Origin of the sequence: Vibrio rotiferianus CAIM 577 = LMG 21460, from assembly GCF_002741985.1 — a bacterium.
Taxonomy (GTDB): Bacteria; Pseudomonadota; Gammaproteobacteria; order Enterobacterales; family Vibrionaceae; genus Vibrio; species Vibrio rotiferianus.
In genome coordinates this window covers 36490-57278 of the sequence record NZ_APHW01000030.1, presented here as the reverse complement: position 1 = coordinate 57278, position 20789 = coordinate 36490, and the positions used below count along the sequence as shown (strand labels likewise).

Annotated in this window: 16 protein-coding genes and 9 tRNA genes; 19 read left to right on the top strand and 6 right to left on the bottom strand. The window is 45.8% G+C overall.

Annotation, left to right across the window (positions count from 1 at the left end; all coding sequences use genetic code 11):
• Positions 1-64: 64 nt before the first annotated feature.
• The 4 genes from B853_RS13980 to rsgA all read right to left on the bottom strand — a co-directional run bounded on the left by B853_RS13980 (position 65) and on the right by rsgA (position 5858).
• Positions 65-1945, bottom strand: coding sequence for a methyl-accepting chemotaxis protein (locus B853_RS13980; RefSeq protein ID WP_038884091.1), 1881 nt, complete (start codon positions 1943-1945; stop codon positions 65-67).
• 284 nt (positions 1946-2229) lie between these two features.
• Entirely contained in the window at positions 2230-3645 is a 1416-nt protein-coding gene (locus B853_RS13975; protein WP_010444034.1) for an SLC13 family permease, read from the bottom strand.
• A gap of 174 nt (positions 3646-3819) precedes the next feature.
• The gene (gene asd / locus B853_RS13970; protein ID WP_038884090.1) at positions 3820-4677 is read right to left on the bottom strand and encodes an archaetidylserine decarboxylase; all 858 of its coding nucleotides are present in this window, start codon (positions 4675-4677) and stop codon (positions 3820-3822) included.
• Between the two features lie 116 nt (positions 4678-4793).
• Positions 4794-5858, bottom strand: coding sequence for a small ribosomal subunit biogenesis GTPase RsgA (gene rsgA / locus B853_RS13965; RefSeq protein ID WP_038884089.1), 1065 nt, complete (start codon positions 5856-5858; stop codon positions 4794-4796).
• Positions 5859-5987: 129 nt separating this feature from the next.
• On the opposite strand from rsgA, the gene orn reads away from it, so the two are divergent.
• The 10 genes from orn (at position 5988) to B853_RS13915 (ending at position 7680) form a co-directional block, all read left to right on the top strand.
• A complete protein-coding gene (gene orn, locus B853_RS13960) occupies positions 5988-6533 on the top strand; it encodes an oligoribonuclease (protein WP_038884088.1) in 546 nt (181 codons plus the stop codon).
• A 156-nt stretch (positions 6534-6689) separates the two neighbouring features.
• Positions 6690-6765 (top strand) — tRNA-Gly (locus B853_RS13955).
• Between the two features lie 54 nt (positions 6766-6819).
• Positions 6820-6896, top strand: a tRNA-Met gene (locus B853_RS13950).
• Positions 6897-6951: 55 nt separating this feature from the next.
• A tRNA-Gly gene (locus B853_RS13945) sits at positions 6952-7027 on the top strand.
• A 39-nt stretch (positions 7028-7066) separates the two neighbouring features.
• A tRNA-Met gene (locus B853_RS13940) sits at positions 7067-7143 on the top strand.
• Positions 7144-7145: 2 nt separating this feature from the next.
• Positions 7146-7221: transfer RNA gene (locus tag B853_RS13935), tRNA-Gly, on the top strand.
• A gap of 51 nt (positions 7222-7272) precedes the next feature.
• Positions 7273-7348: transfer RNA gene (locus tag B853_RS13930), tRNA-Gly, on the top strand.
• Positions 7349-7382: 34 nt separating this feature from the next.
• Positions 7383-7458: transfer RNA gene (locus B853_RS13925), tRNA-Gly, on the top strand.
• Between the two features lie 35 nt (positions 7459-7493).
• Positions 7494-7569: transfer RNA gene (locus B853_RS13920), tRNA-Gly, on the top strand.
• A gap of 34 nt (positions 7570-7603) precedes the next feature.
• Positions 7604-7680 (top strand) — tRNA-Met (locus tag B853_RS13915).
• Positions 7681-8283: 603 nt separating this feature from the next.
• Here B853_RS13915 and queG read toward each other — a convergent pair.
• Positions 8284-9411 (bottom strand): tRNA epoxyqueuosine(34) reductase QueG, encoded by a 1128-nt coding sequence (gene queG, locus B853_RS13910; protein WP_038884087.1) that lies wholly within the window; start codon positions 9409-9411, stop codon positions 8284-8286.
• Between the two features lie 297 nt (positions 9412-9708).
• On the opposite strand from queG, the gene tsaE reads away from it, so the two are divergent.
• From tsaE to hflC, 8 genes are all read left to right on the top strand, one after another.
• Positions 9709-10173 (top strand): tRNA (adenosine(37)-N6)-threonylcarbamoyltransferase complex ATPase subunit type 1 TsaE, encoded by a 465-nt coding sequence (gene tsaE, locus B853_RS13905; protein ID WP_038884085.1) that lies wholly within the window; start codon positions 9709-9711, stop codon positions 10171-10173.
• Positions 10167-11894, top strand: coding sequence for a LysM peptidoglycan-binding domain-containing protein (locus B853_RS13900; RefSeq protein WP_038884083.1), 1728 nt, complete (start codon positions 10167-10169; stop codon positions 11892-11894). The genes tsaE and B853_RS13900 overlap by 7 nt, the downstream gene beginning before the upstream one ends.
• A gap of 18 nt (positions 11895-11912) precedes the next feature.
• Positions 11913-13958 carry a DNA mismatch repair endonuclease MutL gene (mutL, locus tag B853_RS13895; RefSeq protein WP_038884082.1) on the top strand — a complete coding sequence of 682 codons (2046 nt, stop codon included), beginning with the start codon at positions 11913-11915 and terminating at the stop codon, positions 13956-13958.
• Positions 13955-14887: a tRNA (adenosine(37)-N6)-dimethylallyltransferase MiaA gene (gene miaA, locus B853_RS13890; RefSeq protein WP_010444012.1), complete on the top strand. Its 933-nt coding sequence runs from the start codon at positions 13955-13957 to the stop codon at positions 14885-14887. The genes mutL and miaA overlap by 4 nt, the downstream gene beginning before the upstream one ends.
• A gap of 193 nt (positions 14888-15080) precedes the next feature.
• Positions 15081-15344 carry an RNA chaperone Hfq gene (gene hfq / locus B853_RS13885; protein WP_005438329.1) on the top strand — a complete coding sequence of 88 codons (264 nt, stop codon included), beginning with the start codon at positions 15081-15083 and terminating at the stop codon, positions 15342-15344.
• A gap of 38 nt (positions 15345-15382) precedes the next feature.
• Positions 15383-16672 carry a ribosome rescue GTPase HflX gene (gene hflX / locus B853_RS13880; protein ID WP_010444006.1) on the top strand — a complete coding sequence of 430 codons (1290 nt, stop codon included), beginning with the start codon at positions 15383-15385 and terminating at the stop codon, positions 16670-16672.
• Positions 16673-16717: 45 nt separating this feature from the next.
• The gene (gene hflK, locus B853_RS13875; RefSeq protein WP_010444004.1) at positions 16718-17920 is read left to right on the top strand and encodes an FtsH protease activity modulator HflK; all 1203 of its coding nucleotides are present in this window, start codon (positions 16718-16720) and stop codon (positions 17918-17920) included.
• Positions 17921-17922: 2 nt separating this feature from the next.
• Complete coding sequence (hflC, locus tag B853_RS13870; RefSeq protein ID WP_038884080.1) at positions 17923-18903, top strand: protease modulator HflC; 981 nt, start codon at positions 17923-17925, stop codon at positions 18901-18903.
• Between the two features lie 98 nt (positions 18904-19001).
• Here hflC and B853_RS13865 read toward each other — a convergent pair whose 3' ends face one another.
• Positions 19002-19187, bottom strand: a complete 186-nt coding sequence (locus tag B853_RS13865; RefSeq protein WP_010444000.1) for a DUF2065 domain-containing protein — start codon at positions 19185-19187, stop codon at positions 19002-19004.
• A 173-nt stretch (positions 19188-19360) separates the two neighbouring features.
• On the opposite strand from B853_RS13865, the gene B853_RS13860 reads away from it, so the two are divergent.
• Complete coding sequence (locus B853_RS13860) at positions 19361-20677, top strand: adenylosuccinate synthase (protein WP_010443999.1); 1317 nt, start codon at positions 19361-19363, stop codon at positions 20675-20677.
• The last annotated feature ends 112 nt before the right edge of the window (positions 20678-20789 follow it).

Below are 20789 nucleotides of genomic sequence, written 5' to 3'. Positions count from 1 at the left end.
AAGATCTAAAAGCGTATCTTTGTGGCAATAAAAAAGCAGCTCATTGAGCTGCTTTTGAGGGGCTTTACACTTTGAAGCGACTGATGTTCTCACGCATGGTATTGGCGGTGTCGAACATCTGGCGTGCGCCTTCGCTGCTCTTGAGTGATTGCTCGGCAATCATATCTGCATCGTCTTTAATGCCTTGCGTGTTGCGACTGATGTCTTCACTCACCGCGCGCTGCTCTTCAGCGGCGCTTGCGATTTGCATTGCCATGTCGTTGATCTCAGTAATTGAGTTAGTAATGCTAGTCAAGCTGTCGTGTGCTTGTTGGGCATAGTCCACACTGGTGTCTGCCAAACTGGTGCTGGTTTGCATACTGTTTACTGCTAGCTTGGTATTACCTTGCAACGTCTCGATCATGGTGCGGATTTCTTCCGTTGAACCATGGGTGCGCTGGCTAAGTACGCGTACCTCATCAGCAACCACAGCAAAACCACGGCCTTGCTCACCGGCACGTGCCGCTTCAATGGCAGCGTTAAGTGCCAGTAAGTTTGTTTGTTCAGCAATACCTTGAATAGTAGATAGAATTTGGTTGATGCTCTGTGTGTTTGCTTCGAGTTCTGAAATCACGCTGGCGGCATCACTTACTTGTTCTGCTAGTTCTACAATGGCTTCACGGTTTTTCTGGATCACGTTCTGCCCATCTTGGCATGCAGATGCCGAGTTCTGAGAAGCACTTGCAGTGAGTTCTGCATGGCTTGCCACCTCTGCTGCGGTTGCTGACATTTCATGAATGGCGGTTGCAATCTGGTTGACGTCATTTTGCTGGTGTTCAACTCGACCAGCAGCCATTGCAGAGAGTTCATTTGCTTGGTTTGCTTGAGCTGAAAGCTGCTCACTATTTTCCACAATGCCTTTGAGCATGGTTTGCATCTGAGCAAGAAATTGGTTTACGTGTGTCGCCAGTTCTCCAATCTCATCCATACGTTCAATCTTGATGCGCTGAGTCAGGTCACCTTCCCCTTGAGAAAGTTCCTCTAAAGCCGTAGAGAGAGTTTGAAGTGGCTTGAGTAAGCGAGTGATGACGTAGGTGCTGATGGCTGCGATGATCAAGTAAAGAACGATAGAAGCGATAGCCGTAAACGTCACTTGCTCAGAAACAGAGGCATACGCCATTTGCTTATCTTCAACGATACCTAATGACCAATCCGTGTTTGGTACTTTGGCGACGTAAATGAGCTTTTCCCCTTGGTTTGGCCAAGAGATGGTCGCTAACTGAGCGTCTTGACTCAGTTTATTCATGCTAGCGGCACTCAGTTCAGGGTTGAGCGTCGTTAAAGGTTTCTGGCTTAGCTTGGCGTCTTGGTAAGCAACGATGTTGTTTTTTCCATCGACTAAAAAGGCAAATCCATCATTATCCAATTGAATATTTAGGACTTCATCGATGATATCTGTCACCGCGAGATCGGCAGCTAACACACCTTGCTTGCCTTGGTTGAAGGCTTTGGCAAAGCTGACAACGATGCTGCCGTCAAAATCTTGATAAGGTTCTGTGATGATCAAGCCAGACTTTGCCATTGCATCTTTATACCAGGGGCGAGTTCGTGGGTCGTAATCAGCTGGCCACGATTCAGTTTTATCACCGTAAGCAATTGAACCATCAGAAAAGCCGGCATAAACCGAGAGAAATTGCCCAGCTCGCTTGGTTAACAGCATCTCTCTATCTGCGTCTGTCGAATCGAGAATGACATCTTCATTTGCTAACATCATTTCACTACGAATAGCTAACCAATCACTGATGTATCGATTGGTTGATGCTGAGATGTTTTCCATCTCTCTGCTCAGTGTTGAGGTGGTTTCATCACGCAACTGATTTACGGAGACCCAAGCTTGAACGCCACTAACAATGGCAATAATGACTGCGATTGCAATCTGAATTTTAAGTTTTATGGAACTTCTCATTGTCTTACCTTCTCAATAGACAAAAAGATCGACATCACCGGTGGTGACAATAGGTTGCTTAAGACGATTCAGGTACAGATGAGTACTGAAAGGCTACGACTACTTTATCGACGCGATCTGGATAAACTTAAGATAAATAGGGGAATGTTTATTCAACAGGTTGATTGTAAATGTATTTTATATTGAGGGTTACTTCATTAATGATTGCTGTGATGTTGTATCCAAATTTAGTCATCCGCAATACTGACGGGCAACGCTACATCTTTAGCGTTGCCCCATTGATATCAAGTAAGAACAAGTACGGCGCCATAAACAAGAAGCAAACCGATCAAGCCAATGATGAGTCCAACTTTCGCCATGTCTTTGCTTTCGATTAAGCCTGTCGAATAAGCCAATGAGTTAGGTGGTGTTGATACAGGAAGAATCATCCCCAGAGATGCGGAGAAGGCGACGACAACGAGCAGTCCTTGTAACCCACCAATAGAAGCTAAGCTTGGCATCGATACCCCAATTGCAGCCGCAATTGGCATGAGCAAGTTTGCTGTGGCTGTATTGGACATAAAGTTCGCCATTAACCAGCACACGATAGAAAGAGATACGACTACCGCAAATGGTGAAAGTGCTTCATAGTCAATGGCATGGGCAAGCGCTTCTGCCAAGCCTGTTTTGTCTAAAGCAATACCTATGGCGATACCACCGGCAACCAACCACAAGACATCCCAGTTAATAAGCTTAAGTTCTTCTTTGCCCATGATGCCCGTTAAGGTGAACACCGCGAGTGGGATAATGGCGACCACATATGTATTCATGCCGTGCACTTTGGTTGTCATCCATAACAGGATGGTCATTGCGAACGTGATATACACGACAATAGCGCGCCAACTCTTTTTAAACGTGCCGTCCAGACGTAACTTCATTTCTGGTTCACTGGAAGGAAACAGCTTTTGCAGTAGCAGCCAAGCGATGGTGAGTTGCACCAATACAAAAGGTAACCCCATTGTCATCCAAGAAAGGAAATCAATGGCGTTTTCTCCAGTTAAATATTGCAAGGCTATTGCATTGGGTGGTGTACCAATCGGTGTTGCGATGCCGCCTGTATTGGCGGCGATAGGAATGCATAGGACCAGCGCTTTTATCCCCAAATCACCTTTTGGTGCAGAAGCCACAATAGGGCCAAGTAACGCTAGCATCATAACGGTAGTCGCAGTGTTTGACATAAACATTGAGAACACGGCAGTGATCAGCATTAACCCCAACATGATGAACTTGGGTTGAGTGCCAAATGGTTTAAGCAAAACACGAGCAAGGTTGTTATCAAGTTCGTATTTGGAAGCCGCTATGGCGAGTGCGAATCCGCCCATGAAAAGGATGATGATGGGAGAAGAAAAGGCAGAGAAGATGTCTGTATACGCGATCAGTTCACCTAAATCGTGTCCCGGCGGTGGGTTACGAAATAGATGTAAGCCTTTGTCCGATATCATGATCAATTCAAGAGCTATGATAAGAATCGAAGTGGCAAATACGGGAACAGGCTCTAAAACCCAAAGCAGTGCCGCAAGAAGGAAAATTGCCAGTAGACGATGCTGAATTAAAGTGAGGTCATCAATAGGTATCGCATCTATAGGCATCATCAAAATGCCGAGTGGTACTAAAAAACACACCAGTAGCTTTACTAGCGTATTCATATTCATCTTTGGCATTAGTCGCCCCTTTCAACAATCATCCCTATCAGTAGGGTAATGGATCGTTCTTTAAGGGTCTTAGAGGCAGGTATGAGTTTGAAAAATAGAGATTAAGTTTTGAACAGAATTTTGCTTTTGGTCAATAAAAAGCCCCCGCGAGCGGAGGCTTTAAAATCAGTTTTCGCAATAAGCTTACTGCTGATGAGCGTAAGGTGTGCCCATTACGGTTGGCTTACCATTTTCCATGCTTTCATCGAATGCGATAGCATCTTTAGCAAACAGGTTGATAACGGTTGAGCCAAGCTTGAAGCGGCCCATCTCTTCGCCTTTCTTCAAGATAACCGCTTTGTCACCTTCTGCAGGGTAATCCCACTTGTAGACTGAACTACCACGTGGTGGTGTGATGGTTCCAGCCCACACTTGCTCGATACTACCAACGATGGTTGCGCCAACCAGCACTTGTGCCATTGGACCAAACTCGGTATCGAAGATGCACACTACGCGCTCGTTACGTGCGAATAGGTTAGGAACGTTCTCTGCCGTTAGCGGGTTCACTGAGAATAGGTCACCAGGTACGTAAATCATCTGACGTAGCGTGCCGTTACATGGCATGTGTACACGGTGGTAGTCACGAGGCGATAGGTACAAGGTAGCGAAAGAGCCGTCTTGGAACTCTTCTGCCAGTTTTGCATCGCCGCCTAGTAGCTCTTGTGCTGAGAAGTTGTGGCCTTTCGCTTGGATAAGCTGACCATCTTCAATCGGGCCAAATTGGCTTACGCATGCGTCCGCAGGGTGAGTGATTACTGCTTCGCCTTCTGCAATTGGACGAGCGCCTTCTTTTAGCTCTCGCACAAAGAATTCGTTGAAGGTTTTGAAGTGCTTAGGATCGGAGTGCTTCGCCTCATCCATGTTCACATTGTACTGTTTGATAAACCAGCGAATGATTGCTGTTGTTAGACCGCCAGCCTTAGCTGAAGCCAGTTTACCCACTAGGCGGGTCAGCCCGTGTTGTGGGATCCAGTACTGCAGTCCAACTTTAATCTTGTCCATCTTTAATTCCGATACTTCTGTTAGATTCTCGCTTTAGGGCGCGTGATGTTACTGAAATTTAATCTGCTTGTCAGTATTAGGTGATGATTTCTTACACAGTTGCAGTCTCAACTCAGCTACAGATCTGCTTTCTTGCTGCGTGAATACTGACGGTTAGCCTTGTTTTCACTCATGCTTTCTAAGATGCGATGGTAGTTTTCAAAGCGTACTTCACTCACTTCGCCTTTTTCGACGGCCTCACGCAAGATACAACCTGGATCGTCGTGGTGTTTGCAGTCGCGGAACTTACAACCGCCAAGATAAGGGCGGAATTCAACGAACGCCTTGGTCACTTCTTCTGCTTCTAAGTGCCACAAACCAAATTCACGTACCCCTGGAGAGTCAATCAGATCGCCACCAGTTGGGATGTGGTACAAGCGAGCTGCTGTAGTTGTATGCTGACCCAAACCAGAGTTCTCAGAGATCTCGCCTTCTTCCACTTCTTGCTCAAGTTCTGGCATCAGTGCGTTTACTAGGCTCGATTTACCTACGCCAGATTGACCAACGAAGATATTGATACGATCACGCAGTTGTTCTTCAAGTTCGGCAATACCTTCACCTGACTGCTTGCTCACAAACAGGACTTTGTAGCCAATACGTTTGTATTCTTCTAGCCACTCTTCGTACATTGCACGATCTTCATCTGAAAGTAGGTCGATCTTGTTGAGTACTAATAGCGGTGCGATGTTCAGTGTTTCTGATGCGACCAAGTAGCGGTCAATGATGTTGAGCGAAAGCTCAGGCAAAACCGAAGACACGATCACCATTTGGTCGATGTTAGCGGCGACAGGTTTCAAGCCATCGTAGTAGTCAGGACGAGTTAGCATCGATGTGCGAGGTTCTACGGCTTCAACCACGCCAGAAATACCTGCCATTGATTCAAGTCCTTCGCGCCAAAGTACGCGATCGCCGGATACCAGTGATTCGATACCACGACGAAGGTTACAGCGCTGCACCTCACCTGTTTCTAGATCTTCGATGTCAGCGTGCTGACCGAAACGAGTGATGACGAGACCCTGTTTACTTGCGCCTAGCATGGTTTCATCCCATTGGATGGACTCTTCTTGCTTCTTTAGGCGTTTTTGTTGGTTGCTGCGTACGCGGCGCACCTGACCTTTGGTTAACTTTTTCTTTTTTGCCACAATCTTGTACTTAATGTGAGTTAACTCAGTTGATTGAGCACGCTTTCGGCTCAAACTCGTGAGTATCGTGTTTCAAGTATTTTCAGGTATAGTACCTCTTTTATCGATAAACAAATAGGCGGCGTAACCATGTCCTTTAGCGATCAAAACCTGATTTGGGTGGATTTAGAGATGACAGGCCTCGATCCTGAAACGCACAAAATCATCGAAATTGCCTCTATCGTCACGGATAGCGAGTTAAATATTTTAGCTGAAGGCCCAGTTCTAGCAGTACATCAGCCTGAAGAAGAACTGGCGAAGATGGATGATTGGTGCACCAATACGCACACTGCAAGTGGTTTGGTTGAACGCGTTCGTAATAGTGATGTCTCTGAACAAGATGCCGTTGCGCAGACCATCAAGTTTCTTGAGGAATGGGTGCCAAAGGGTGTTTCTCCAATTTGTGGTAATAGCATTGGTCAGGATCGTCGTTTCTTGTACAAGCACATGCCAGAGCTGGAAGAATACTTCCATTACCGCTATTTGGACGTTAGTACACTAAAAGAACTGACTCGCCGCTGGAAACCAGAAGTGTTAGACGGTTTTTCGAAGCAGGGTACGCATCTGGCATTGGATGATATCCGTGAGTCGATTGCCGAGCTAAAGTACTACCGCGAAACGATCTTTAAGATCTAACTGTTAAGGCTGCGATCCAAATTGTTGTAATTAATGAGCGTTTTGCTTGCTTTTTCATCTGTTAGTAAAAAAATAAAGTTTTTTTGAACGAAGGACTTGCATCACAAAAAAATGCTCTTATAATTCGCAGCCCTGAACGACGGAAACGTTGTTGATGCGACACTAGCTCAGTTGGTAGAGCGCAACCTTGCCAAGGTTGAGGTCACGAGTTCGAACCTCGTGTGTCGCTCCACTTTTCTTAAGTGGAAAAAAGGTTCTCATCATGCCTTAAATGGTGAACTACGGACGCGGGGTGGAGCAGCTTGGTAGCTCGTCGGGCTCATAACCCGAAGGTCGTCGGTTCAAATCCGGCCCCCGCAACCAAATCTATAAAACAGTTTGAAGATTATTTTTGATAATATTCAGGCCGTTGAGAGATGCGACACTAGCTCAGTTGGTAGAGCGCAACCTTGCCAAGGTTGAGGTCACGAGTTCGAACCTCGTGTGTCGCTCCAATTTGATAGCTCTCATTGTGCTTAACAATGAAATACGGACGCGGGATGGAGCAGCTTGGTAGCTCGTCGGGCTCATAACCCGAAGGTCGTCGGTTCAAATCCGGCTCCCGCAACCAATGCGACACTAGCTCAGTTGGTAGAGCGCAACCTTGCCAAGGTTGAGGTCACGAGTTCGAACCTCGTGTGTCGCTCCACTTTCTTTTAGAAAAGTGGGGATAGCCTTCATTGTGCTTAACAATGACATTGCGACACTAGCTCAGTTGGTAGAGCGCAACCTTGCCAAGGTTGAGGTCACGAGTTCGAACCTCGTGTGTCGCTCCAGTTTGATAGCCCTCATTGTGCTTAACAGTGACATGCGACACTAGCTCAGTTGGTAGAGCGCAACCTTGCCAAGGTTGAGGTCACGAGTTCGAACCTCGTGTGTCGCTCCAATTTGATAGCCCTCATTGTGCTTAACAGTGACATTGCGACACTAGCTCAGTTGGTAGAGCGCAACCTTGCCAAGGTTGAGGTCACGAGTTCGAACCTCGTGTGTCGCTCCAGTTTCTATTATCGTATTAATCGATAATACATGGACGCGGGGTGGAGCAGCTTGGTAGCTCGTCGGGCTCATAACCCGAAGGTCGTCGGTTCAAATCCGGCCCCCGCAACCAATTTCCAAGCGATAGTTTTAGTAGTTTTAAACCATCGATGGATGTAACTTTCATTATTTGAAGTGTTACAACCAGTCTCATCGCTCTTTTCATAATGCTGAGAAGCATCAATCCCTAAAAAACAAAACCTTAATCCGCATCAAATGATGTCGGACGATTTTGTTTGTGTTTTAAACATGATAAAAGTCGGCCGTCCAATGAATATCCTGATGCTCAAGGCACTTTTATATCTTTAATTAACAGAGTTATCCACATATCTTGTTCTGTGGATAAGTTGGTTGATAAAGTGTTTTCTGTTTGGGGTTTAAAGGTTGTAAAGAAAGATCTTTTCTAAATTCGACGGTGATATAACTTTATCTAAAATGGCTAAGTTGCTGTTATTTATAGGTAAAAGTAGTTTTATTGCGGATCGGATGCGTTAATTCTGGATCATTACTTTGTGTTTTTTTGATCCTAGTCATTTCTTTAAGCTGTGTTTAACTTTTTTTAATAGCTCAATTTCACAAGACTTAAATCTTTTTTTCCACATTTCAGAATTTGAGAACAAAATCATGATTTGCTGATGCAAAAAATGTTTTCAATCTCTTGCATATGAGCTACGCGTTAAGCGTCTCGTGGAAGACCTTTCTCTACAACTCTGATTAAACGCTTCTTCTTTGTATCGATAGAATCTGATTGATTGGCAGGAATTTGGTTAAATTGCTGTTCTAGAGCCCATTCGATATGCTCATCCAGTAATTTGTTTTCACCTTGGCGAGCTTCTAAAGCCTCTATTATTAGTTGGCTGTATTCTGCATTACCAAGTGCGACAGAAATATTGCGCAACCATTGCAGATGCCCAATGCGACGAATCGCAGAACCCTCCATCTGTTTGAGGAATGTTGATTCATCCCAATTAAACATGGTCACAAGATCTGGCTCTTCAAAGCTCTCACGTCGGTGGAAGTCTTCTTGTTCGGTGATTTCGGCATATCGGTTCCAAGGACAAACTAACTGGCAGTCATCACACCCATAGATACGATTTCCCATTGGTTTGCGGAACTCTTCAGGGATCACGCCATCAAACTCAATGGTGAGATAAGAGATGCAACGCCGAGCATCCACAATTTTCTCATCAACGATTGCCTGTGTTGGGCATGAGGTGATGCATGCCTTACATTTGTTGCATTGGTCAACGCTCGGTTCATCAACTGGCAATGGCAAGTCGATAAGTAGTTCACCAAGGAAAAACCATGACCCACAGTCTTTATCCAAAATGAGTGAGTGTTTACCAGTCCAGCCTAATCCTGCTTTCTGTGCCAATGGACGCTCAAGGATTGGGGCGGAATCGACGAAAGGTCGATAGCCAAATTGCCCAACTTCTTGTTCAATAAGTTTGCCAAGCTTATTAAGCTGTTTTCTCACCAATTTATGGTAATCACGCCCTAGTGCGTAGCGGCTGATGTAAGCATGGTTTGTGTTTGCCAAATTAGAGGCAAACCTCGCTTCTGGTGGAAGGTAGTCCATACGGACACTGATGACACGCACAGTCCCCGGCAACAGCTCATCTGGTCTAGCGCGCATCATGCCATGACGAGCCATCCAGTCCATTGAGCCGTGATAGCCAGCATCGAGCCATTTTTGCAGGGCAGCTTCATGTTCACTAAGATCAACATCGCAGATACCGACTTTCTGAAAGCCAAGCTCTTTACCCCAAATTTTTATTTGTTGTGCGAGTTGTTCGTAGTTCATGTTTACCACCAAGATAAAGGGGGGGGCGGATCTTACCGGATCTTATTCAATGGTGCTACCAGAAAGTCGAGTAGCCAGGAGCGAGAATGAATTTTGAAACAAAGTTATCAAAAGTTGATTTAGGCATGAGAAATTTTGCTTATGCATTCAATAGAATCAGTTAATTAGGTTTTGTCTTTTTGGCTGTTTTTTCGCATATATGACATTTGAGAGCTTGTCTCTCAAAACCAACACAGTTTACTATTCCTGTTCTTTTGATTTTTATATAGTCAACGATCATTAGTTAGAGAAGCATCAATGAGCACGAAACAATTTAATCTTAAAGATGAGCATGAAACGGTAGCACTTGGAACCGCATTGGCTCAGCTTTGTTCTCAACAAACCACCATTTATTTGCACGGTGATTTAGGTGCGGGTAAAACAACATTTAGCCGTGGTTTTGTCCGTGCTCTTGGCCATCAAGGTAATGTAAAAAGCCCGACATACACGTTGGTCGAGCCTTATCAGTTGGATAAGTGGCAAGTTTACCATTTTGATCTTTATCGTCTTGCTGATCCTGAAGAACTGGAATTCATGGGGATTCGAGACTATTTCACTGATGATGCAATTTGTTTAGTTGAATGGCCTGAAAAAGGACACGGGTTGCTACCTAAGCCAGATCTTGATATGAACATTCGTTATCAGAGTGAGCAACGTATCGCGGAGCTAACCGCAAACAATGAATATGGTGAGCAACTACTCAGTCAATTGGAGCTATGTTGAGTCTTTCAAAATTTAGAGCAGTGGCGATGTTAGTCGCCACTTTTCTCCTTATCATCCCTAATTTAGCCTTTGCTAACGTCGTTAAAAGTTTCCGAGTTTGGCCTTCTCCTGATGAGACTCGAGTCGTCATCGATTTAAGCGCGGAAGCTACCTATTCTTATTTCTCTCTCTCTGGGCCAGATCGCTTAGTGGTGGATCTCAAAAACACCTCAATGCAAGCGAAGTTGCCGGTTACTGTCACGGACAGTCCAGTATTAAAACGTGTCCGTAAAAGTAGCCCGCCAAATAAAGACACTTACCGTCTAGTTTTTGAGTTAAAGAAAAGTGTCAAAGCTGAGTTATTCAAACTCAAGCCTACACCTGGGGGGCAATACGGCCATCGCTTAGTTATTGATTTGTCACATGGCTCGAACAAGTTGACGGCCACGAGTGCTTCAAAACCAAGTAAGCCAGCGTCACCGAGCAAAGATATGAGTACCGTGCATCGTGCACAAGAAATCCTTATTGCAATAGACCCAGGTCACGGTGGTGAAGATCCTGGCTCGATAGGTCCATCGCGTCGTAAGTATGAAAAAGACGCGGTATTGAGCATTGCTCGTAAGATTTCAGACCAATTGAATGCCGTTCCTGGTATCAAAACACGTATGACTCGTACCGGCGACTACTTCGTCAACTTAAACCGTCGTGTTGCAATTGCTCGTGAGAATGACGCTCATCTGTTGATCTCCATTCACGCTGACGCATTTACCTCACCTAAACCACGCGGTGGCTCGGTATTTGTGTTGAACACTCGCCGCGCGAACACTGAGATTTCTCGCTGGGTGGAAAATCATGAGAAACAATCAGAGTTGCTTGGTGGTTCAGGTACGGCTTTTGTTAGTAACTCCAGTGATCGCAATGTGAACCAAACCTTATTGGATCTTCAGTTCAGTCACTCTCAAAAGGAGGGCTATAAGTTAGCGACTGAGATTTTGGGCGAGATGGGCAAAGTTGCTCGTCTACATAACTCAAAACCAATTAATACCAGCCTTGCGGTATTACGTTCACCACAGATCCCATCAGTATTGGTTGAGACTGGTTTTATCTCTAACCCGACTGAAGAGAAGTTGCTATTCCAACGTTCTCATCAAGATAAGCTGGCGCGAGCGATTACTAAAGCCGTAGTGAAGTACTTGAAAGACAACCCACCAGAAGGGACGGTTTTCTCATCTTCAGCTAAGCCGACCGTTCATACCGTGAAACGTGGTGAGTCACTTTCTGTAATTGCGCAGAAATACGGCACGTCGACGAAAGCGATCATGAGTGAGAATAAGCTCAAGTCTAGTAGCTTGGCTGTTGGACAAAAACTAAAAATCCCGGGTATGGGAGCGGCTTCGATTGCTATTCCGAATAAGCCAAATACCGTTGAAACAAAGACGATCACCCACACCGTTAAATCAGGGGAGTTTCTCGGTAAGATCGCAAGTCACTACAAAGTGAAGATTGCAGATATTCGTAGGCAGAACAATCTCAAGTCAGATACCTTGTGGGTTGGTCAGAAACTGAAGATCACCGTTGCGGTAAAAGACAAACCAATCCGGAAGCACAAAGTTGCTCGTGGTGAATACCTAGGTAAGATTGCGTCGAAATACGGCGTGAGTGTATCCAGCATCCGCAAAGCGAATAACCTGCGTTCTGATGAACTTGCCGTCGGACAAGTGCTGATCATTCCAAACAAATAAGTGAGCTTATAACTCATCATGACCATTAAGATCTTGCCCGCTCGTCTGGCAAACCAAATCGCGGCAGGGGAAGTGGTGGAAAGACCCGCCTCTGTCGTGAAAGAACTGGTAGAAAACAGTCTCGACTCTGGCGCCACTCGAATTGATATTGATATTGAGAAAGGGGGCGCCAAGCTGATTCGCGTGCGCGATAACGGCAAGGGGATTGTGAAAGATGAGTTAGGTCTCGCGTTGAGTCGTCATGCCACCTCTAAGATCCACACATTGGACGATCTTGAAGCTATCATGAGTTTGGGTTTCCGTGGGGAGGCGCTAGCGAGTATCAGTTCGGTATCGCGCCTGACCATGACATCTCGTCCAGCGGCACAAGAACAAGCGTGGAGCGCCTACTCGGAAGGGCGAGACATGAAGGTTAAGCTGCAACCGACTGCACACCCAATTGGTACCTCGGTTGAAGTCTTAGATCTGTTCTTTAATACGCCTGCGCGCCGCAAATTCCTCCGCACCGAGAAAACCGAATTTGCTCACATTGATGAATTGCTTAAGCGTATCGCTTTAAGCCGCTTTGATGTCACTATCAATGTTCGCTATAACGGCAAAATGATCCGCCAATATCGTGCGGCAAAGAATCAGCTTCAAACTGAAAAGCGCATCGCTGCGGTATGCGGTAATGCGTTTGTGCGCAATATGCTTCGCATCGAGCTTGAGCATCAAGGACTTAAGCTTCATGGCTGGATCACCACTCCGGAAGGGGCGAGGCAGCAGAGTGACTTACAATACTGCTACGTGAATGGTCGCATGATGCGTGACAAGTTGATCAATCACGCTATCCGTCAAAGCTATGAAACGAGTTTAAAGCCGGATCAATTCGCTGCGTATGTATTGTTTATTGAGCTTGATCCGCACCAAGTGGATGTTAACGTGCACCCTGCGAAGCATGAAGTGCGCTTCCATCAAGCACGTTTAGTGCACGATTTTATTTATCAAGCACTGGCGGATGCCCTTGCGCAAAGCTCAGTGATTGATAAACCGCACGTCAACGAGTCCGCGTTCCACCATGCAGATCCTGCCGAGCCGATAGAACCGTTTGAGACGATGACGTCTGCGCTTGAAGCAGCAAGTTCGCCCGAGCCAGTAAGTAAACCAGAGCAAACGGGTTCACCTGTACCTGAGCGAGTGTATCAAGCAATTGATAACACACCTGCCTATCCAGGGCGTTCAGACTATGAAGCGAAACCTCGCGATAGGGAATCAAGTGACGCTTCTATACGAGAAGCGCGAGCGGCGGATTCTTTCAAGCGAACAGATTGGATTGAGTCAAAACCAGCGCCTAAACCAACTTCAAGTAAAGAACAACGTCATGCCGAGCCTGCACCAAGTAAACAAGAAGTACGTGCTTATCATGAGTTGCTTCAGACGCCTGATTTTGAGCCTCAAACAGAGTCCCCAAAAGCGCCAGTCAGCACATCGGCAGAAGTTGCTTTACCGCCTGTTACGGCACTAAGTAAAGCGCTGGCTGTTGTGGACGAACAGTTTGTCTTGATGAGCAGCGACAGCGGTGTGGCTTTGGTTGCGCTGCCAAGAGCTGAATTTTATCGAACCAAAGGTCAGCTCACACCAAGCGATGGAGCGTTAAAAGCTCAGCCACTGTTAGTTCCATTATCCGTTAAGTTGGAGCCGGAATTAGTTGAGCTTGCGCGCGATTATCAGCAAGACTTTGCGCAGTTGGGCATTCAATTGAAAGCTCGAAATGACAAAGCTTTGATGGTCATGGGTGTGCCATCACCACTGCGTCAACAAAACTTACAAAATTTGATACCAGATCTGTTATCTTACGCGCAAACTCGCGTGAGAGGAGAGGTGGCAACGGTTGAGCTGCTATCAGAGCTGATAGATTGGCTTGCTTTGCAGGTCACGACTGTTAAGAGCCACTATACTCTATCCGAAGCCATTCAAATTATTGCGGAACTTGAACAGCTAAGACATGGTCAATTGCCATTAGAAGACACGAAATTTGTGTCTGCTGTTGATTTCTCTGCCACGATTGCCAAATTAAGACCATGACAGACAAACTACCTTTGGCCCTCTTTTTGATGGGGCCAACAGCATCAGGTAAAACAGAGCTAGCGATTCGCCTGCGCCAGAAATATCCGGTTGAGATCATCAGCGTGGACTCAGCGTTGATCTACAAAGACATGAACATCGGTACTGCAAAGCCAGATGATCGTGAGCTAAGCCTAGCGCCGCATCGTCTTATCGATATTCTTGATCCCAGTGAAGCATACTCTGCGGCAGACTTTCGTCGTGATGCATTGCAGGCAATGGATGACATTGTTGCAGAAGGAAAAATTCCGCTGTTAGTCGGCGGCACCATGCTGTATTACAAAGCCTTACTTGAAGGCTTATCACCTCTTCCTGCTGCAAATCCTGAAATTCGTCAGCAAATTGAGCAAGAGGCATTGACTAAAGGTTGGTCGGTGTTGCACGATGAGCTGAAAGAGATTGATCCTGTATCAGCTGCGAGAATTCATCCAAACGATCCTCAACGCTTATCGAGGGCGTTGGAAGTATTCCGCATTTCAGGTAAAACTCTTACTGAGTTGACTCAAACAAAAGGTGATAGCTTGCCTTACCGAGTCAAACAGTTTGCAATAGCTCCCAAGGACAGGGCAGAACTTCACCGTCGAATTGAACTACGCTTCGAGAAGATGATGGAGGCAGGTTTTGAAGATGAGATGAAAGCGCTGTATGCGCGTGACGATCTTCATCCTGATCTTCCATCAATACGTTGTGTTGGTTACAGACAGATGTGGGAGTATTTAGACGGGGAGTGCTCTCGTGACGAAGCGATATTTCGTGGCGTCTGTGCAACTCGTCAATTGGCCAAGCGTCAAATCACCTGGTTACGCAGCTGGAATGATTTAACTTGGTTGGATAGCGACAACATTGAACAAGCACTCGAAACCATGTCAGAAGCAATAGCATCTGATTGAGATAGCTGTGTATAATGTGATCGTTTTTGCGTGATCGCACTCTCAAAGGATCTGTTATTGGCAGTTTTTATACTATGCTGCTAATTACTTAGGGTGCATTTTGATTCGTTTAGCTCAGATGCAAAAAGCAGTACCTTTTGCATTGCACCGCTAGCTAAATAATTACAACTACAAATTAAATAAGGAAAATAAAATGGCTAAGGGGCAATCTCTACAAGACCCATTCCTAAATGCGCTACGTCGTGAGCGTATCCCGGTATCTATCTACCTTGTGAACGGTATCAAACTACAAGGTCAGATCGAATCATTCGATCAGTTCGTGATTCTATTGAAAAACACTGTAAATCAAATGGTGTACAAGCACGCAATCTCTACAGTTGTTCCGGCTCGTCCAGTGAGCCACCACAGTGGTGATCGTCCTCAGGGTGACCGTCCACAAGAGAAATCTGAAGATTAATTCTTCATTTAGTATTGTTAAAATAAGGAGTTGATTGCTTGTTTGACCGTTATGAATCCGGTGAGCGAGCCGTACTTGTTCATATCAACTTCACGCAAGAAGGTGAATGGGAAGATCTGGCTGAATTCGAAATGCTGGTTTCTTCCGCTGGGGTTGAGGCGCTACAAGTTGTAACTGGTAGTCGTCAATCCCCACACCCGAAATACTATGTCGGAGAGGGCAAGGCACAAGAAATTGCTACTACGGTGCAATTAACGGGTGCTGAAATTGTGATTTTTAATCACTCCCTCTCTCCTGCCCAAGAACGTAACCTCGAAGCACTGTGCAAATGTCGAGTCCTCGACCGCACTGGTCTCATCCTCGATATTTTTGCCCAACGAGCACGAACACACGAAGGTAAGCTGCAAGTAGAGCTAGCCCAGCTTCGTCATATTTCTACTCGTTTGATTCGTGGTTGGACGCACCTTGAAAGGCAGAAAGGCGGTATCGGTCTACGTGGGCCGGGTGAAACTCAGTTAGAAACTGACCGTCGATTATTGCGTGACAGAATCAAAGCCATCCTTCGCCGACTTGAAAAAGTAGCGAAGCAGCGTGAGCAAGGGCGCCGTGCCCGAAACCGAGCAGAAATCCCAACGATTTCTCTTGTGGGTTACACCAACGCGGGTAAGTCGACACTCTTCAACCGTATAACAGAAGCTGGCGTTTATGCCGCAGATCAACTGTTTGCTACTCTTGATCCTACCTTACGTAAGATAGAGTTAGCAGATGTAGGGCCTGCAATACTTGCAGATACCGTTGGTTTTATCCGACATCTACCTCACGATTTGGTTGCTGCCTTCAAAGCAACCTTGCAAGAAACGCAAGAAGCTGACATTTTGTTACATGTTGTTGATGCCAGTGATGAGCGTTTTCGTGAGAATATTCAAGCTGTTCATGAAGTTTTAGAAGAGATCGACGCACATGAAGTGCCGACGCTCGTAGTAATGAACAAGATTGATAATCTAGAAGAGCAGAAACCACGTATAGAACGTGATGAGGAAGGTATACCTCGTGCGGTCTGGGTCTCTGCGATGGACGGATTGGGCATTGATCTCCTGTTTGATGCGCTGACAGAACGTTTGGCGTCGCAAATGGTTGAGCATCAGTTGCGAATTCCTCCACAGTATCAAGGACGATTCCGTAGTACATTCTTCCAAATGAAGTGTATTCAACGTGAGGAATATGACCAGGAAGGTAACTTGTTGATCGATATTCGAATGCAACAGGTAGATTGGTCTAGACTTGAAAAAAGAGAAGGGGCAGTTTTAGTCGACTTTATAGTCACTTAAAGGACTGCTACAGTATAACGTCATATCAAATGATGGAGCTTTCTAATGGCGTGGAATGAGCCTGGAAATAACAACGGCAACAATGGCCGCGATAATGACCCTTGGGGTAATAATAATCGTGGTGGCCAGCGTCCTGGTGGCCGAGATCAAGGTCCGCCAGATTTAGATGAAGTGTTCAGCAAACTGAGTCAAAAGCTGGGTGGTAAGTTTGGTAAAAAAGGCGGCGGTGGTTCTTCTATCGGCGGTGGCGGTGGTGCAATTGGCTTCGGCGTGATTGCAGTTATTGCGATTGCGGTGTGGTTCTTCGCTGGTTTTTACACCATCGGTGAAGCAGAGCGTGGTGTTGTGCTGCGTTTAGGTAAATACGACCGTATCGTAGACCCAGGTCTGAACTGGCGTCCTCGGTTTATTGATGAATACGAAGCGGTTAACGTGCAAGCGATTCGTTCGTTACGTGCATCTGGTCTAATGCTGACTAAAGATGAAAACGTAGTAACGGTAGCGATGGACGTTCAATACCGTGTTGCTGACCCATACAAATACCTGTACCGCGTAACTAATGCAGACGATAGCTTGCGTCAAGCAACAGATTCTGCACTACGTGCAGTAATTGGTGACTCACTAATGGATAGCATCCTAACAAGTGGTCGTCAGCAAATCCGTCAAAGTACTCAAGAGACACTAAACCAAATTATCGATAGCTACGATATGGGTATCGTGATTGTTGATGTGAACTTCCAGTCTGCGCGTCCGCCAGAGCAAGTTAAAGATGCGTTTGATGATGCAATCGCAGCGCGTGAGGATGAAGAGCGTTTCATCCGTGAAGCGGAAGCATACAAGAACGAAATCTTGCCTAAAGCAACTGGTCGTGCAGAGCGTTTGAAGAAAGAAGCACAAGGTTACAACGAACGTGTAACCAACGAAGCTCTTGGTCAAGTGGCTCAGTTTGAAAAACTACTGCCTGAATACCAAGCTGCACCAGGTGTAACTCGTGATCGTCTGTACCTAGATGCGATGGAAGAAGTGTACTCCAGCACATCGAAAGTGCTGATTGACTCTGAATCAAGCGGTAACCTTCTATACCTTCCAATTGATAAGTTGGCTGGTCAAGAAGGCCAAACAGACACTAAACGTAAATCGAAGTCGACTTCAACGTACGATCACATTCAATTAGAGTCTGAACGTGCTCAGCAAGACACTTCGAACACACAGTCTCGTTCAACTGGTTCACGTCAAGGGAGATACTAGAAATGCGTAAGTTAATGATCCCTGTATTGGTAATCGCACTGGCATTAATGCTGATGTCACTGTTTGTGATTCCTGAAGGTGAGCGTGGTATTGTGGTTCGATTCGGTCGTGTCTTGAAAGATAACAACGACATCACTCGTATTTACGAGCCGGGTCTGCATTTCAAAATGCCACTGTTTGATCGAGTTAAGCAGTTAGATGCGCGTATCCAAACAATGGATGGCCGTGCTGACCGTTTCGTAACGTCTGAGAAAAAAGACGTAATCATCGATACCTACGTTAAGTGGCGTATTGAAGATTTTGGTCGTTACTACCTAGCAACTGGCGGTGGTAACACACTGACAGCTGAAGCGCTTCTTGAGCGTAAGGTAACAGACGTGCTACGTGCAGAAATCGGTTCTCGTGAAATCAAGCAAATCGTATCTGGTCCACGCAATAATGACGTACTTCCAGAAGATGCAAACAGTGATGAAGTGAGTACTGAAGCTGCTCGTGAAGCATTGGAAATCGATGGTGAACGTGACCTAATCATGTCTGAAGTGTTGAAAGACACGCGCGATAGTGCAATGAAAGACTTGGGTGTTCGCATCGTTGACTTCCGTATGAAGAAGATCAACCTACCAGATGAGATCAGTGAATCTATCTACCGTCGTATGCGCGCAGAGCGTGAGTCGGTAGCGCGTAAGCACCGTTCTCAAGGTCGTGAGAAAGCAGAAGTTATCCGTGCACAAGCTGAGCTTGAAGTGGCAACAATTCTTGCTGAAGCAGACAAAACAGCTCGTGTAACACGAGGTGAAGCGGATGCAGAAGCGGCGAAGATCTACGCGAATGCGTACAACAAAGATCCTGAGTTCTTCAGCTTCCTACGTTCTCTAAAAGCTTACGAAAAATCGTTCAGCTCTAAGAGTGACATCCTTGTTCTGGATCCGAAGAGTGAGTTCTTCCAATACATGAACAATGCGAAAGGCACAGAAGCGAAATAAGCTAAGCGTTACAGCAAATTAAAAAGGCTCCGTGATGGAGCCTTTTTTGTATCTTTTGGTATCTGTTGGATAAATATCGGATAGGCACCGCGAGTATGTTAACTCATCATGATGGCGATTACGGCGCCCGCTACTACTAAACAACCGCCAATGCGACGCAACTGGTTATCCGGTTGCTCACTTAACTGAGCGACCATGTTGCGCCAACCATTTGGGGCGATCAACGGTCCAATACCTTCAACGATCAATACTAGCCCTATCGCTAGCCAAATAGACTCTGACATCATGATCCCTAGTCGAATTCTGAAAAGTAAATATTATCAGTGATGTAGTGATTTCGAAATGAGTAAGATTGGCGAGTTTGCATTCTGGTATCCACTCTGTGAACAAAAAATGACTGCAAGAAGTGTGATTCGGTGCTAGAATCCATTTTTAACTAGCAATCAGACTTGGAAAGATGGGAAATAACGTAGTCGTTCTAGGCACCCAATGGGGTGACGAAGGTAAAGGTAAAATTGTAGACCTTTTAACTGAAGATGCAAAATACGTGGTACGCTACCAAGGCGGTCACAATGCAGGTCACACACTTGTAATTGACGGTGAAAAAACCGTTCTTCACTTAATTCCATCAGGTATCCTTCGCGATAACGTAAAATGCGTTATCGGTAACGGTGTTGTACTATCGCCTGAAGCTCTAATTAAAGAAATGAAACCTCTTGAAGAGCGCGGCATTCCAGTACGCGAACGTCTTTTCATTTCTGAAGCATGTCCTCTAATTCTTCCTTACCACGTTGCAATGGACCAAGCTCGCGAAATCGCTCGCGGTAAAAAAGCTATCGGTACTACTGGCCGTGGTATTGGTCCAGCATACGAAGATAAAGTTGCTCGTCGCGGTCTGCGCGTTGGCGATCTATTCGATATGGAATCTTTCGCTGAGAAACTAAAAGAAGTAATGGAATTCCATAACTTCCAACTAGTTAACTTCTACAAAGCTGAAGCAGTAAGCTACGAAGAAGTACTTGAGCAAGCGAAAGGTTACGCTGAACTACTAACTTCTATGGTTATCGACGTAACTGACGAACTAGACGCAGCACGTAAGCGCGGCGACAAGATCATGTTCGAAGGTGCACAAGGTACGCTACTTGATATCGACCACGGTACTTACCCGTACGTAACTTCTTCTAACACGACTGCTGGTGGTGTTGCTGCAGGTTCTGGTTTCGGTCCTCGTCACATCGGTTACATCCTTGGTATCGCGAAAGCTTACTGTACTCGTGTTGGTGCAGGTCCATTCCCGACTGAGCTATACGATGGTCTAGACAAGCAAGATCCAGTAGGTAAACACCTAGGTGAAGTGGGTCACGAGTTCGGTGCGACAACAGGTCGTCTACGCCGTACTGGTTGGTTCGATGCCGTTGCTATGCGTCGCGCAATTCAAATCAACTCTGTATCTGGTTTCTGTCTAACTAAACTAGACGTACTAGATGGTCTAGAAGAGCTAAAAATCTGTACTGGTTACAAGATGGAAGATGGCTCTACGCTAGAAGTTTCTCCGATGGCTGCTGAAGCATTTGAAAAAGCGACGCCTATCTACGAAACAATGCCAGGTTGGTCTGAGAACACATTCGGTGCAAAATCAATCGATGAGCTACCACAAGCTGCTCTAGATTACATCAAGCGTATCGAAGAGCTAACTGGCGTGCCAGTAGACATCATCTCAACTGGTCCTGACCGTAACGAAACCATCATTAAGGTTCACCCATTCGAAGCTTAATCGATACTCGTTAGAGATTTTTAAAAACCGGCTATGATGGCCGGTTTTTTTATATTTGTGAATTAGAACCATTGGTGAAAAATCGTACTCGATATGGCAAGTTGTTGCCGTT

Excerpts from the sequence above, each read along its gene's own strand:
- tsaE (WP_038884085.1), top strand. The coding sequence starts at position 9,709 with ATGAGCACGAAACAATTTAATCTTAAAGATGAGCATGAAACGGTAGCA.
- B853_RS13980 (WP_038884091.1), bottom strand. The coding sequence starts at position 1,945 with ATGAGAAGTTCCATAAAACTTAAAATTCAGATTGCAATCGCAGTCATT.
- miaA (WP_010444012.1), top strand. The coding sequence starts at position 13,955 with ATGACAGACAAACTACCTTTGGCCCTCTTTTTGATGGGGCCAACAGCA.
- B853_RS13860 (WP_010443999.1), top strand. The coding sequence starts at position 19,361 with ATGGGAAATAACGTAGTCGTTCTAGGCACCCAATGGGGTGACGAAGGT.
- queG (WP_038884087.1), bottom strand. The coding sequence starts at position 9,411 with ATGAACTACGAACAACTCGCACAACAAATAAAAATTTGGGGTAAAGAG.
- hfq (WP_005438329.1), top strand. The coding sequence starts at position 15,081 with ATGGCTAAGGGGCAATCTCTACAAGACCCATTCCTAAATGCGCTACGT.
- orn (WP_038884088.1), top strand. The coding sequence starts at position 5,988 with ATGTCCTTTAGCGATCAAAACCTGATTTGGGTGGATTTAGAGATGACA.
- mutL (WP_038884082.1), top strand. The coding sequence starts at position 11,913 with ATGACCATTAAGATCTTGCCCGCTCGTCTGGCAAACCAAATCGCGGCA.
- hflC (WP_038884080.1), top strand. The coding sequence starts at position 17,923 with ATGCGTAAGTTAATGATCCCTGTATTGGTAATCGCACTGGCATTAATG.
- B853_RS13865 (WP_010444000.1), bottom strand. The coding sequence starts at position 19,187 with ATGTCAGAGTCTATTTGGCTAGCGATAGGGCTAGTATTGATCGTTGAA.
- hflK (WP_010444004.1), top strand. The coding sequence starts at position 16,718 with ATGGCGTGGAATGAGCCTGGAAATAACAACGGCAACAATGGCCGCGAT.
- asd (WP_038884090.1), bottom strand. The coding sequence starts at position 4,677 with ATGGACAAGATTAAAGTTGGACTGCAGTACTGGATCCCACAACACGGG.
- B853_RS13900 (WP_038884083.1), top strand. The coding sequence starts at position 10,167 with ATGTTGAGTCTTTCAAAATTTAGAGCAGTGGCGATGTTAGTCGCCACT.
- B853_RS13975 (WP_010444034.1), bottom strand. The coding sequence starts at position 3,645 with ATGCCAAAGATGAATATGAATACGCTAGTAAAGCTACTGGTGTGTTTT.